The organism is Paenibacillus sp. SEL3, from assembly GCF_054602585.1.
This window is the reverse complement of sequence record NZ_CM137725.1, coordinates 4,248,491-4,260,697: the sequence shown is the minus strand read 5'-3', so window position 1 is coordinate 4,260,697 and position 12,207 is coordinate 4,248,491. Positions and strand designations below refer to the sequence as shown.

Below are 12,207 nucleotides of genomic sequence, written 5' to 3'. Positions count from 1 at the left end.
CTTCCCAGCTTATACTTTCCATACTTCATTCACCGCAGCGCGGAACATATCATCCAACTGCTGATCACGTCCACTCTCCATATGCTGAAGCAAGGGCGCCTTTTGTTCAAAATAAGCAATTTGCTGCTGGATAAAATCATTCACCACCGAAAGCCGTGGCTCCATATCCAGTTCCTCGCCCGCTTTTTTACGTTGCAGCAAATGTTCGATCACCTGATAAAGTTCGGTCTCGGCCGGAATGAATTCCTCTAGCAATTCTACGAATTCCATTGGAGGCATGCTGTTGTGACGTTCAATCCAGCCACAGGCCAGCAACGGGCGCAGCACGTAAAAATACTTTTTAATCTTCACCTGTTCACCTTGCAAATAATCCCGATAATTTCCCCGCGCCATATTCAGATAATGGTACATACAGGACTTCGGAGAGAAGGTTAACGGCGAGATCGCACGAATCTGATCAGCCACTGAATACTGCTCCAGATAGGGAATCGGAGATTGCAGCCATTCCAGCAAAGGCGGATTAGATTTGTGAAACAAATGGAGCGCCTTTTTCAAATCCCAGCCGTTCATATCCAACAAATCGCTGATTGGCCGCTCAATCACATCCCGCTTATCAAAAATAGATAAATACCATTCTATGGGTCTTACATAGATAAATCGTACATCATAGTCACTGTCCTGTGAAGGAAACCCCCACGCCCGACTACCTGATTCACAGGCGTATACAATGCGCACCTGCTCCGCTTGCTCCAACGCGCGCAGCTCACGCAAAATCGTCTCACGCATTTCCGGTTGAATGAAACCCTGCCCATGCTTCACATCCGTCATGTTGTTCCCTCCCTTATCATTAAAGTATTTCCCGAATCTGTTCTCTAATCGACTCCTCCGTTTCATCTATCGATAAGCGGCGAAGACGCTCTGTCGTTTCCTCTCCCCACATCTCAGAAGGCCATTCCTTGAGTACATGAAGCGCTGCATGACGATTGGAGGTCACCGGACTCCAAAGTCCGGCAGCAACTAGGTCTTGTCCCATTCCTTCGTAAGAAGACAATAGCTGAAGCAAAATACCCAGACATTGATGCGCTTCATACTCCGGTCCAAAGCCCGGCACATCAGCAGGACCAGAAGCAATTTCTTCCAGAGGCAAGTGCTTTTCTGCAAAAGCCACCAGCTTACGAGCCCGCTGTTCATCCTCTGTCTTGATGAGTTCAAAGTATAGATTAGGCTTGACTGGATATTTACTTAATTGATCAAATATCACGGGCCATACATCTAGTGCTAGCATTCGAGCTACGCGAATGGCGCAGTGGAGATGCGGTGAATCTGCATACTGCAGTTCCTGCTCTACCGGCTTCACCCACTGCGGATCGTCCATCATCTGCTGGCATATTGACGCGTAACGTTTACGTAATTCCGGCGTCCATTCATGCTCATAACGTGCCTCCCATGAATCGTCTTCTTCATCGAGAAAATCCGCAATATCCATGATGATCGTAAAATGCTTCACAGTCGTACACATGGCCTTAGCATGGCGAAGGTAGTTGCCTATGACCATAGCGGCATGCTCATAATCATCTATACTTTCCGCAGGTCCGCCTGCTGCCAGCAAAGCCGACAGAATATCGCCTGCCCCGTCAAACAACTCCTGATCAATGTGCGGTACAGCTATAGCTGTATGCAGTTCGCCTTTATGAGCGCACTCATAAGCAAGATACTCATACATGACATTGTTGCGGAATCCTTCCCTTAATAACCAGTCACGTATTTCCTGCCGCGCAGGCTCCAGCCGTTCTACTACGTGAATACGTCCCCAGCCATGTACCTGTGAGGCTAAATTATACAACTGCTCATTGGCCTGCTCCGAAATATTACGGATAGCTACAGCTGCATATAGCGTGAATTCATCATGCTTGGCTAGTGTTAAAATAAGTTCGTGGTGCTGATCCGTCTCCAGTAATCCAAGCAGCGCAATACCGACCTTCACCACATTGCGATGTGCTCCGTGTTCAGCCAGCCAACGTGCTTCCTCATACAATCGATCCGGCTGAATTGCTGGATGCTCGCGCACCGCATCTAGCAGCGGATCAATCAGGCTGAGCGCATTTTCCTCCATCAAGCGTACATACGTCTCACGTCTCGTCTTCATCCCTGGCTTGCGGCATTGTCTGGACAACAACTGCGCCAGATCCTTAATTTTGTCAGTCTCTCCATCTTCGCCAGCGCCGTGATGCCCAAACGCTCCATCCAGCCCTCCTGCCACCCAACGCATCTTGTGACCTGCCCAGTATTCTCCATCATCCGGCAAATAATCATCCGTAAGCCTGCCCTGATGGTCCAGTCCCTGCTTAATCGTTTCATAAATCGAAAGCTTACCTACCCATGGATATAACACTTCATTTTTGCGTCGTCCAAACATGTTGCATCACCCTTCTGTTATGTATTGCTTCTTATTTCATCGTGCTATCTTATACTCCTATGATGCTTTATTTTGGAAGTCGTGAACATGGTGAAAGTATTACAAGGATGAATAATTTCCCTTTTTCCTGCATCCCTTCCCTGTTAGAATAAAGGGATACTTACTTTCGGAGAACGGCAACAGAAACGGGGAATGCATCATGGCGAGAGAGAGTTTTGATAAAGAAATTCAATTCCTGCGTATGCTCACATTAACAAGCGGCGCCTATAATCGGCAGCAATTCGCAGATAGACTGGGCATTTCGGTACATACCTTTGATAAAACAATCCGGCGTCTCAAGGAAATTGTCCAATCCGTACAACAGCAGTTGCCTGCGGAACAGGGACATGATTTTAATGAGATGCTGCGCTTTAATTATTACGAATCGGCTGATCCATTATTGTTATTTCTGTTTCGGGCCAAATCACTCAAGGAATCGGAAAGCGTCCGCTTATCCCTTCTGCTGACAGCGCTACAGTCACAGCCTCTGACCACCATGGAACTGTTGGATGCTTGCTGCAACGGGCTGCCTTCCGACAGTTCACTGCCGGATGAGAAAACGATTCGTTCCGATCTGAAATATCTGGTTGAAGTCGGCGTCGTTCGCAAGGAACCCGGCGGCAGACCTTACCGCTATGCTGTCCGCAACGATCTGGTGACAGAACTGACGGACGAGGAGCTGCTGGACTTATATGATTTTGTAGACATTATGGCCAACACCCAGCTCCCCTCTGTACAGGGATATCTGTTGCGAGATCATCTAAAAAAAGCCATGCGCCGTCAGCTCGGAGATCGGGAGATGGCCGAACCTTTTTTATATAAATACCACTATTATTCACGCATTCTGGACGAAGCCCATATTCATCCGCTTCTACACGCCATTCGGCAACGCCGCTGTGTAACTTTTTTATATTTTTCGACATCCAAACGAAGCATGTACGGGTCACAAAACACAAACCCGCTGTTTGAAAAAGAGACCGACGGCCGTGAACACACCATTCTGCCCCTACAAGTCATCTATGATCATCAATATGGACGTTGGTATGTGCTGGGTCATGTAGGCGGCAAAGGAATCATGAAATTTCGTATGGAGGGCATGACTCAATTGGTGGAGGGCAAGCCTGTCCCAGAGCAGCTTCATGCCGACCTGTTAGCCGTATTGGAAGAAAAAATGCGGTACAGCTGGCTTGTTGATACGGGCCGTCCTGTGAAGGTACGGGTACGCTTTTTTAATCCTGAGGGCGCGAAGCGCAACTTTATTCGGGAACGTGTGCTGTTACAGGGACAATGGGGTACGATTGCGGAGGAAGAAAGTGAATCCTTTATCTATGAAATCACAGTGAATGGAATCACTGAGATTAAACCGTGGATTCGCAGCTTCGGATCAAGCTGTGAGGTATTGGAGCCTCAGCGGCTGCGGAAGGAATTCAGACAGGAATGGAAGGAGCTGCAAGCCTATTATGAGCCTGTTCGAGAAAATATTTAACTACCAGATCGTCTCTCGGCTGGATGAATCGGGCGCTTTTGCTACCACATCGCAGGAAAGGGTCTGGCTTAAGTCCATGCTGACAGACTCGGCAGCAATAGAGGCTTTCACCCCGTCTACGCTGGATAAGCTTCAGCAGATGCTCGCAGACGACGAACCGCTGGAAGCCGATGGAAGTTTGCGGGAAAAAGCAGGTATTCCTGCTGTCTCAGTATATCATCCACTATTGCGTGAATTGCGTCCCCTTTTGCGGTCCCGTTCAGGCATCTGTATGACCTACAAACTGCGCAACGGGCGCATGCATGAGCGAATGTCCGGTTTTCCATATAAGCTGGAGTTCTCCATGGTCAAAAAAGAATGGAGCCTGCTGTGGTATAACCGCAGACACCGCGCACTCATGTCTACCAAGCTGTCTAATATCGTGAACATCACGGAAGATGAGCTTCTACACGAAGAGGCCGAAAAATTCATCCAACGTATACTCGGTATACTGGAGTCGCGCAAGGAACAGGGCATCATCGAAATTGTTCCTGTATATAACGGTGAAATGTCTCGTATTTTATATGCTTTTTCCTGCTTTGAAAAAGAGGTCGAATATGTTCAGGAAGCAGATACCTATCGTATTACACTCACTTTCCAGGCAGACGAATGTGAATATGTGTTATCCAAAATCCGTTTCCTGGGCAAACGTGTCAAGGTCGTCCAAGGCTCCCGGCTGATCTCACGAATGAAGGAAACAACAGCCAAGGCCCTCGCACGATACGAAGAGGAATAGCTGCTAAGGCAATATGAGATGCATTCATGAAGAACAGCCCCTCCCTCCGTCTGTTAATGAGACGAAAGAAGGGGCTTTTAAACGAGTTATGGCAAGGCTTGTCCGCGCGCACTGACGTACAATTCATACCATTCCTCACGGGTCATCAGCTCGCTCTGGCGTTCCGCATCCTGACATGCTTTGATTCGTTCAGGATTGGCGCTGCCAATGACAGGCTGAATCCGTGCTGGATGTTTCATAAGCCAGCCAAGGACGATCGCTTCACGTGTCGTTTCCTTTTCAGAAGCCAGCTTCTGCACCAGCTCTGCCGTCTTAACGACATGCTCAGGCGCCCCTTCCAAAGAACCTCCGCTAAAACGTCCCTGCGCCAGCGGTCCCCAGGCTTGGAGCTGAATATCCTCGGTTTGGCAATATTCTAGCAACCCTTCACCAAAATGTACATTCGTCCCCGCCTGCTGGTTCACATGTACGGTCTGATCTACAAAATGCAGATGGGCCAGGCTCATCTCCAGTTGATTAGCGATCAGCGGCTCCGTCAGGCTCCGCTCCAGAAAACGAATTTGGCTTACATTCATATTAGAAACGCCAAAATGCCGTACTTTGCCGGATGCCGTAAGCTCGCTGAACGCCTTCGCTACTTCTTCCGGCTCTACCAGCGGATCGGGGCGATGCAGCAGCAAGATGTCCAAATATTCCGTACCCAGACGCTTCAGGATCCCATCCACGGACTCCATAATATGAGCATATGAGAAATCAAAACGGCCCGGGAGCGTACCATCTGGCAGAAAAATACCACATTTGGACTGAATTACGATTTGCTCACGCAAGCCCGGCTGTCCCTTTAAAATCTGACCGAAAATCTCTTCCGCTTTCCCCATACGATAAATATCCGCATGATCGAACATCGTAATCCCGATGGATCGTGCAGCTTCTACAGCTCTCTCCGCTTCAACGACATGCTCCTGCGTAAACGGTGCATGGCTCCATTCTCCACCAAAAGGCATACAACCAAGAGCCAGCCGACTATCGGAGATTCCACGTTTCTGTAAAGGCATAATCTTCATGCTGCTCCTCCTTCAACCTTCAAAATATTCCCTGCTTTATCCACCTATGAATAGTTAGTGGAACCGCTATCACACACCTATTTTACCACTTACTTACGTTCATGTATCACTTTGGTCCCAATCCACATCTTTTTATCCGAATATCCCCATGCTCAGATATCGCTCTCCGGTATCCGGGGCAATGCAAAGTACCCGTTTGCCTGCTCCCAAACGCCGAGCTTCCTGAATCGCCGTCCATATCGTAGCTCCGCTAGAGGGGCCCACCAGAATCCCTTCCTGGGCAGCAATCGCCCGTGTCATTGCAATCGCATCCTCATCCGAAACCTGCACGATTTCGTCATACACTTCCGTATTCAGTACGGTGGGAACAAAGCCCGGGCTCGTTCCAACTAGCTTATGTGGACCGGGTTTTCCCCCAGATAGTACTGGCGAGCCCTTCGGCTCAACTACAACAATCCGCAGATCTGGCAAATGCTGACGCAGCACTTCACCCGTTCCCGTAATGGTACCGCCCGTTCCCGAAGAAGCGACGAACACATCCAGCTTCCCTTCCGTCTGTTCCAAAATTTCCAGTGCCGTCGTCGTACGGTGGATATCGGGATTTGCCTCATTTTCAAATTGATGTGGGATAAAACTCCCTTCAATTTCTGCCCCCAGTTCGAGTGCCTTGCGAATCGCTCCTGGCATCCGTTCTTCCGCTGGTGTCAGTACGACCTCAGCCCCGTAGGCTTTTAAAATATTGATCCGTTCCTTCGTCATATTCGAAGGCATCACCAAAATTGCATGGTAACCTCGGGCTGCCGCATTCATCGCAAGACCAATTCCCGTGTTGCCACTCGTCGGCTCAATAATGGTGCCTCCCGGCTTTAGATGTCCTGCCTTTTCCGCCTCGGCAATCAGGTTGCCCGCCGCTCGATCTTTAACACTGCCGCTTGGATTAAAATACTCCAGCTTCACATACACTTCCGCATCCTGCGGCCCTGTGAGCCGTTGGAGTCTTACACAAGGTGTATCTCCTATTAAATCTGTAATACTATGTACCACTTTAGGTGCCATCGTTGTATCCTCCTTAGATTGTTTCTTACAGTGTTATTTACGATCTTCATATCATACTACCAAAATAACACACTTGGCTCCTTCCTACCTGTCGCTTTTGTAAATTACATAAAACTCATCAACTTAGTATGTGAAATTCTTGCAAAATGGGTCGCCAGATATCGCCTGTAGTGATATACTCGCATTACTATTTTTTCAGGAGGATACAAGACACTTATGAGTACTCAAGAAAATATGACAGCAAACCGCTTCCCTCCCTCCTTGCTATGGTTGACCCTTGGTGCCTTCGCCATTGGCATGACCGAATTCGTCATTATGGGACTACTGCCCAATGTAGCCCATGATCTTCATGTTACAATTCCGCAAGCCGGGCAGTTAATTACCAGTTACGCACTTGGTGTGGCTATTGGTGCACCTGTGCTTACCGTATTAACTCATAAGGTACCGCAGAAAAAGCTGCTATGCCTACTCATGGCCATATTCATTTTAGGTAATCTTTTTTCCGTCATTGCTCCCAATTACGAACTTCTGATTGCTGCCCGTATGGCTACTGCATTATCGCACGGAACCTTTTTGGGAGCCGGTTCCCTGATCGCTGCCCGATTGGTTCGTCCTGACAAACGCGCGGGTGCTATTTCTATGGTGCTGACCGGTTTGACCGTGGCGAACATTATAGGCGTACCCTTTGGTACCTTTATCGGACAACAACTCGGCTGGCGTGCTTCCTTTGGAGCCATTGTGGTCATCGGCTTGATTTCTCTCTTCGGTATCATTCGATATATTCCGGTGATTCATCAGGACAAGCCTTCCAGTCTCAAGCAAGAAGTCAAAAGCCTGTTTAATCCAAAAGTGCTGCTGATGTTGCTCACAGGTGCAGTCGGTTGTGGGAGTCTGTTCACTGTCTTTACGTACATTACGCCTTTACTCACGGATATTAGCGGCTTTGCCGAGCATAGCATTACCTGGATTCTCGTCCTGTTTGGCCTAGGGGTAACGATCGGCAACATCGTTGGCGGCAAGCTCGCAGATTGGAAACTTCTCCCATCCCTAATCGCAAACTATGCTGTACTGGCCATTATTTTGGCCATTCTGACGTTTACGCTTCAAAACAAGGTATTGGCGGTTATTACCGTCTTTATCTGGGGTATTGCCGCGTTTGGCATCATGCCGGGTATTCAGGTTCGCATCATGAATCTGGCCTATGAGGCTCCTTTGCTTGCCTCTACCTCCAGCCATTCCGCATTGAATCTGGGCAACGCAGGCGGCGCTTTTATCGGGGGAGTTGTTATTAATCAAATGGGGCTAGCCGCTATTCCATGGGTTGCATCACTAATTACTGTCGGCGGTGTGCTACTCATGTTAGTCAGCTACATTGTGGATCGCAAAACAGTTCATACTGAAGCGATAGCGGAGATACAGTCATAGAATCGTTTAGCAAGTTGGACGTAAACGAATGGTTCATTTTTCATAGATTGAGAGATATTGTCCACTCTCTTCTTCCAAATTCCTCATAGTATGATATTGCAATACAAAATTATGAGGAAAGAAGTGTGTATTATAATGAGCCTTTATTTCACAAACAACACGAGTAGCACGATCTATGCTGCCTATGCTTATCCCGATTCCGACTGTCATCCCATGAATTATTCTAAAATGGGCTGGTATCGGCTAGAGCCTGGTGATACGAGAGAAGTATGGAGCGGGTCTGTAGGGGGAACCACATTCTATTATTATGCTGAGAATCACTCCAATAGGTGGCGTGGTACGTACCGCACACGGCTTCCGAGAAGTACTGACCATGACTTTCATTGGTGTTGGAACGATAGCAGAGGATCATCCAGACGAGTGGGGATGCGCCGACTTGCCATTGATTCATCTGTAGACAATTACACTGTTGAGTTCAGCAGAACCAATCAAAGCTTACTGTCAACAAAGAAAACTCGTAGAGCATTACCTTCCAAATCGGAGGACTCCGGCATTAACAGAATTCCGAGAAGACCGGTTCGCTTTAAAAAAGGAACCCCGGTTCCAGTAAAGTCCAAACGATAAGTCAATGATGAACCGTAACCCGCAAGATGGAATTTTTGAAAAAAAGTGACCCCCTTGCGGGTTATTTTTATTTCACTCTGGATACCCAAACGCGAGTTGCAACCACAGTATTATGCCTCGCTGCTCAGCTTAACCAATGATCAAAAAAGTCTCGGTATCCCTGCTTCATCACCTGACTTGAAAACTGTTCCATGGCGTATGCCTGATTTTCTGTAGAAACCCGGCGGGGTGAGGCGGCAGCCATATTGACCAGCTCAAACCAGTTTTTCTCATTCCCTGAAAAAGAATGCGTAGAGCTGATATGTCCATAGCAAGGATGCTCTGGCTTAACGACGATTTTACCCATAGCGAGCGCTTCGGTCAGCGGCATGGCGAACGTATCAAATTTGGAGCAGCTCCAATACACCTTCGCCGTGTTCATCAGCGCAAACACCTCATCTTGCGTCAACGCAAATTGAAGTTTAACATTGTCCGGGATATCATATTTCTTCATACTTTCCTTGTAGCGTTCACCGCCAAATACCATATAGACATCCTTGTCAGGATTATGCCTCGCATACTCCAGTACCAAATCCGGACGTCGGTTCTCCTCATCTCTACCAATCCACATCACCCGGTTCTCTACCACTTGCGAGGGATCAAAATGCTTTTCCACCAGCCGCTCATTAAATCCGATCGGGATGACTGTCACATCGGTTACGCCAAACTTCGAAGCCATCTCCTGCTTGAGAAAGGCAGTCTGTACGATAGCCTTGTCCACGATCTGATAAAAAGGCTTCATCATTTCATAGCCTGTCAGTGCCGGATCAGGAAAACTATGCGGAAAAAGCACGCTGTTTTTAAAAAACATGTTCAAATAGGTAAAGCCAGATACCGTATAAATAACGTGCTCAATCTGCTGCTCATGGAGTTGGTCCAGTACGACGTCATAATTGACCAGGTCGCCTTTTTCGTGTTCATAACCCGGAAGCCAGTCATGACTGCTCACATGGCGCTCCGGTGATACAAATACGATGTCCACCCCCAATTCCAACCCGATCTGCTTCAGACGCTCTGCAAAAATACGTGGACCCTGTGCTTCAGCAAATTGTATTTTTCTCATGACCAAACCAACTTTTTTCATGGATATATTCCCTACCTTCTTTGGCTAACTAAATACGGTCTATGTCTTAAGCTACTATCTACATCGCTGGGCTTGTCCCCAATCCATCATCGCAGCACACTGGTTCAAACAGGCTAACGTTTCGTCCAACTGGGACTCTAATTGCTCTTTTGACCATTTGTCGCCGTTTCTATGCAGGTGCGTTCCAATCCTTTGCAAATCACTTGTGATTAACAACAGCATCCAGAGCGAAAATACCACAGCAAACATGTCATATTCCAGCATAAAAGCCGTTCGATCCACTCTTATCCCCAACAGCTCCAGCTGCTCCACGTAGGTGTCCAGTATACGAATACGCAATTCGGACGTCATGCGTCGGGGAAACAACGGATGGGACATGTCGATCAGGTGATATACATCCCACAGCGGTGTGTTCAGATGAGTATGCTCCCAATCCAGCACCATAAGCCGTTCCCCGCTCAGCGCATAGTTCCCCGGATGAAGATCACCATGAGACAGTACAAGCTGCTGTGAAAAAGATACATGCTCCAGCTGTACATACATACGCTGCATCTGTTGCTTAGATAATCCTAGTGAGCTGCAAAGCTGTAACACATCCGGCTTGCGCGTGTATAGCTCGGACACCATCTCCTGAATGAGTGGCTTTGGTCCCCGCAGCGGTATCCCAGCAAAACGATCCGTCGGCAAAGCATGCCACCATGCAACAAGTCTAACAGCTCGCAATAAAGTTTCGTCTGCGTGTAGATGATGTAACGGACCAAGATCCTCAAAAACCATCCATTCTTCTCCGCCATCCACACCTGCATCAGACCAGGCTAGCAATCGGGGATAGATCGGTGATAACGCAGGAAGCACATGCTCATACACCCATCTCTCCCGCCCCTTCTGATCATCGTTGGTTAGCGGTTTAAATATATAACTTTCAGAGGATGACACGTAAAAACGTTCCACATGCCGGCCATTCGTACCTGTATATAAAACCTCACGATTCCGCACCAGCGTATCATTTAAGGTACCGTCAACATTCACATATTTATGAAAAGAATTCATAGCCACCCAACTTTTTTGTATAAAATGTAATAGCACGATCATATCACAGTCCTCGTTCCGAACGAAGCCCAGATCATTTTGGGGTAACTCGCTGCACCCAAAAAGGGGCTTGCCCAAGCAGATCATACGACCTGTTGGGCAGCCCCTTATCACATCCGTACTCCTATCCTTACTCTCTTCTATACCAATTAATATTGAGTATTGCCGGATTCACTCGTATTACTGGATTTAAAACCTTTGAACAATTGTTTTACATTATGATAACGAGTATTCGTAATTTTAGCTTTGCTGTTAGGACCGTCCGATCTCAGGATCGAGTCCTTTACATTGGAAATATCCGAGTTATCCAAAGTCATATTCACTCTAAAAGTAGAGCCCCCAAGTTGGCGAACCAGCTTACCGATATCATCGGCTCTAAAGTTTTTAATGTTAATCGTGCCTTCGGCATTAATTTGGAATACTTTATCATATGCGTGGAACGCTCCACCACCCGTAATGTTTACCGTGCCTGGTTCTTTAAGCGTCAAGGCATCTTCACCGACATCCTCCCACGTTACGTTGGAGATTGTGCCGTTGCCATATACATGCACCCCATCCGCAGCAGGGGCAGCGATGATCACATTTTTCAGTGTTGCATTATTTTCAAGCTTGAAAATAGGCTTTTGGGCCTCTTTCTGGCTTCCATCTCCCAAGGTATCGGGATCAGCCACTACAGTCTTGCCTTTACCATCGTAAACTTCTCCAGCTTTAACAAGTATGGTCTTATGAACGACTTCTGGAGCTGCATGTGCAGAATAATTGCCGACAAATAAGGCGACCAACATTCCTGATAAAGCGATACTGATTCCCTTTTTCAATACGTTAGCTGTGTTTGTTTTCATGTCAATTCATCCCTCTCGTAGATATTTTTCATTGTTCCAACTCTTCGTTGACTAGAACGTGTAGACCGTATCACCACCTTCGCACAATGAACCCAATGACCGATACACGTCTATAAAGCATCATTCAACTATTTGCATATGTATACTTGGTTTTTGGTTCAAAGTAATTTTGTCTCATAAATTATATAAAGCACAAATTGTAAATAGAGCGATTACATTTACAATTTGTATAATTCTATTATAATCACACTTCCAGTAATTTCAATAT

Annotated in this window: 11 protein-coding genes and 1 pseudogene; 5 read left to right on the top strand and 7 right to left on the bottom strand. The window is 47.2% G+C overall.

The genetic code is table 11. From position 1 onward, the window contains the following. Positions 1 to 9: 9 nt before the first annotated feature. Positions 10 to 828: a nucleotidyltransferase domain-containing protein gene (locus tag ACYCS5_RS19645; RefSeq protein ID WP_459760015.1), complete on the bottom strand. Its 819-nt coding sequence runs from the start codon at positions 826 to 828 to the stop codon at positions 10 to 12. A gap of 19 nt (positions 829 to 847) precedes the next feature. After that, positions 848 to 2,416 (bottom strand): limonene hydroxylase, encoded by a 1,569-nt coding sequence (locus ACYCS5_RS19640; protein ID WP_459760014.1) that lies wholly within the window; start codon positions 2,414 to 2,416, stop codon positions 848 to 850. A 199-nt stretch (positions 2,417 to 2,615) separates the two neighbouring features. Between ACYCS5_RS19640 and ACYCS5_RS19635 the strand changes: the two genes are divergently transcribed. Then, positions 2,616 to 3,941 carry a helix-turn-helix transcriptional regulator gene (locus tag ACYCS5_RS19635; RefSeq protein ID WP_459760013.1) on the top strand — a complete coding sequence of 442 codons (1,326 nt, stop codon included), beginning with the start codon at positions 2,616 to 2,618 and terminating at the stop codon, positions 3,939 to 3,941. Then, on the top strand, positions 3,916 to 4,716 hold the full coding sequence (locus ACYCS5_RS19630; protein WP_459760012.1) for a WYL domain-containing protein: 801 nt from the start codon (positions 3,916 to 3,918) through the stop codon (positions 4,714 to 4,716). Before ACYCS5_RS19635 ends, ACYCS5_RS19630 begins: the two co-directional genes overlap by 26 nt. An 86-nt stretch (positions 4,717 to 4,802) precedes the next feature. Here ACYCS5_RS19630 and ACYCS5_RS19625 read toward each other — a convergent pair whose 3' ends face one another. Both ACYCS5_RS19625 and cysK read right to left on the bottom strand, forming a co-directional pair. Then, on the bottom strand, positions 4,803 to 5,780 hold the full coding sequence (locus ACYCS5_RS19625) for an aldo/keto reductase (RefSeq protein ID WP_459760011.1): 978 nt from the start codon (positions 5,778 to 5,780) through the stop codon (positions 4,803 to 4,805). Positions 5,781 to 5,912: 132 nt separating this feature from the next. After that, the gene (gene cysK, locus ACYCS5_RS19620) at positions 5,913 to 6,836 is read right to left on the bottom strand and encodes a cysteine synthase A (protein WP_165149991.1); all 924 of its coding nucleotides are present in this window, start codon (positions 6,834 to 6,836) and stop codon (positions 5,913 to 5,915) included. A 216-nt stretch (positions 6,837 to 7,052) separates the two neighbouring features. Between cysK and ACYCS5_RS19615 the strand changes: the two genes are divergently transcribed. From ACYCS5_RS19615 to ACYCS5_RS19605, 3 genes and pseudogenes are all read left to right on the top strand, one after another. Then, on the top strand, positions 7,053 to 8,261 hold the full coding sequence (locus ACYCS5_RS19615) for an MFS transporter (RefSeq protein WP_459760010.1): 1,209 nt from the start codon (positions 7,053 to 7,055) through the stop codon (positions 8,259 to 8,261). Between the two features lie 90 nt (positions 8,262 to 8,351). Next, positions 8,352 to 8,546 (top strand): annotated as a pseudogene (locus ACYCS5_RS19610) (hypothetical protein); the annotation flags it as partial. A 22-nt stretch (positions 8,547 to 8,568) separates the two neighbouring features. After that, positions 8,569 to 8,718, top strand: a complete 150-nt coding sequence (locus tag ACYCS5_RS19605; RefSeq protein WP_459761362.1) for a hypothetical protein — start codon at positions 8,569 to 8,571, stop codon at positions 8,716 to 8,718. 291 nt (positions 8,719 to 9,009) lie between these two features. On the opposite strand, the gene ACYCS5_RS19600 is transcribed toward ACYCS5_RS19605, so the two are convergent. The 3 genes from ACYCS5_RS19600 to ACYCS5_RS19590 form a co-directional block, all read right to left on the bottom strand. Continuing rightward, positions 9,010 to 10,008, bottom strand: a complete 999-nt coding sequence (locus ACYCS5_RS19600; RefSeq protein ID WP_025721310.1) for a glycosyltransferase — start codon at positions 10,006 to 10,008, stop codon at positions 9,010 to 9,012. Between the two features lie 54 nt (positions 10,009 to 10,062). After that, positions 10,063 to 11,100 (bottom strand): aminoglycoside phosphotransferase family protein, encoded by a 1,038-nt coding sequence (locus ACYCS5_RS19595; protein WP_459761328.1) that lies wholly within the window; start codon positions 11,098 to 11,100, stop codon positions 10,063 to 10,065. Positions 11,101 to 11,246: 146 nt separating this feature from the next. After that, positions 11,247 to 11,939 (bottom strand): pectate lyase, encoded by a 693-nt coding sequence (locus ACYCS5_RS19590; RefSeq protein WP_029517613.1) that lies wholly within the window; start codon positions 11,937 to 11,939, stop codon positions 11,247 to 11,249. Between the last annotated feature and the right edge of the window lie 268 nt (positions 11,940 to 12,207).

Bases quoted from the DNA above. Each gene is read 5' to 3' on its own strand.
- ACYCS5_RS19600 (WP_025721310.1), bottom strand. From the start codon at position 10,008: ATGAAAAAAGTTGGTTTGGTCATGAGAAAAATACAATTTGCTGAAGCA.
- ACYCS5_RS19595 (WP_459761328.1), bottom strand. From the start codon at position 11,100: ATGATCGTGCTATTACATTTTATACAAAAAAGTTGGGTGGCTATGAAT.
- cysK (WP_165149991.1), bottom strand. From the start codon at position 6,836: ATGGCACCTAAAGTGGTACATAGTATTACAGATTTAATAGGAGATACA.
- ACYCS5_RS19590 (WP_029517613.1), bottom strand. From the start codon at position 11,939: ATGAAAACAAACACAGCTAACGTATTGAAAAAGGGAATCAGTATCGCT.
- ACYCS5_RS19625 (WP_459760011.1), bottom strand. From the start codon at position 5,780: ATGAAGATTATGCCTTTACAGAAACGTGGAATCTCCGATAGTCGGCTG.
- ACYCS5_RS19630 (WP_459760012.1), top strand. From the start codon at position 3,916: ATGAGCCTGTTCGAGAAAATATTTAACTACCAGATCGTCTCTCGGCTG.
- ACYCS5_RS19645 (WP_459760015.1), bottom strand. From the start codon at position 828: ATGACGGATGTGAAGCATGGGCAGGGTTTCATTCAACCGGAAATGCGT.
- ACYCS5_RS19640 (WP_459760014.1), bottom strand. From the start codon at position 2,416: ATGTTTGGACGACGCAAAAATGAAGTGTTATATCCATGGGTAGGTAAG.
- ACYCS5_RS19635 (WP_459760013.1), top strand. From the start codon at position 2,616: ATGGCGAGAGAGAGTTTTGATAAAGAAATTCAATTCCTGCGTATGCTC.
- ACYCS5_RS19605 (WP_459761362.1), top strand. From the start codon at position 8,569: ATGCTGAGAATCACTCCAATAGGTGGCGTGGTACGTACCGCACACGGC.
- ACYCS5_RS19615 (WP_459760010.1), top strand. From the start codon at position 7,053: ATGAGTACTCAAGAAAATATGACAGCAAACCGCTTCCCTCCCTCCTTG.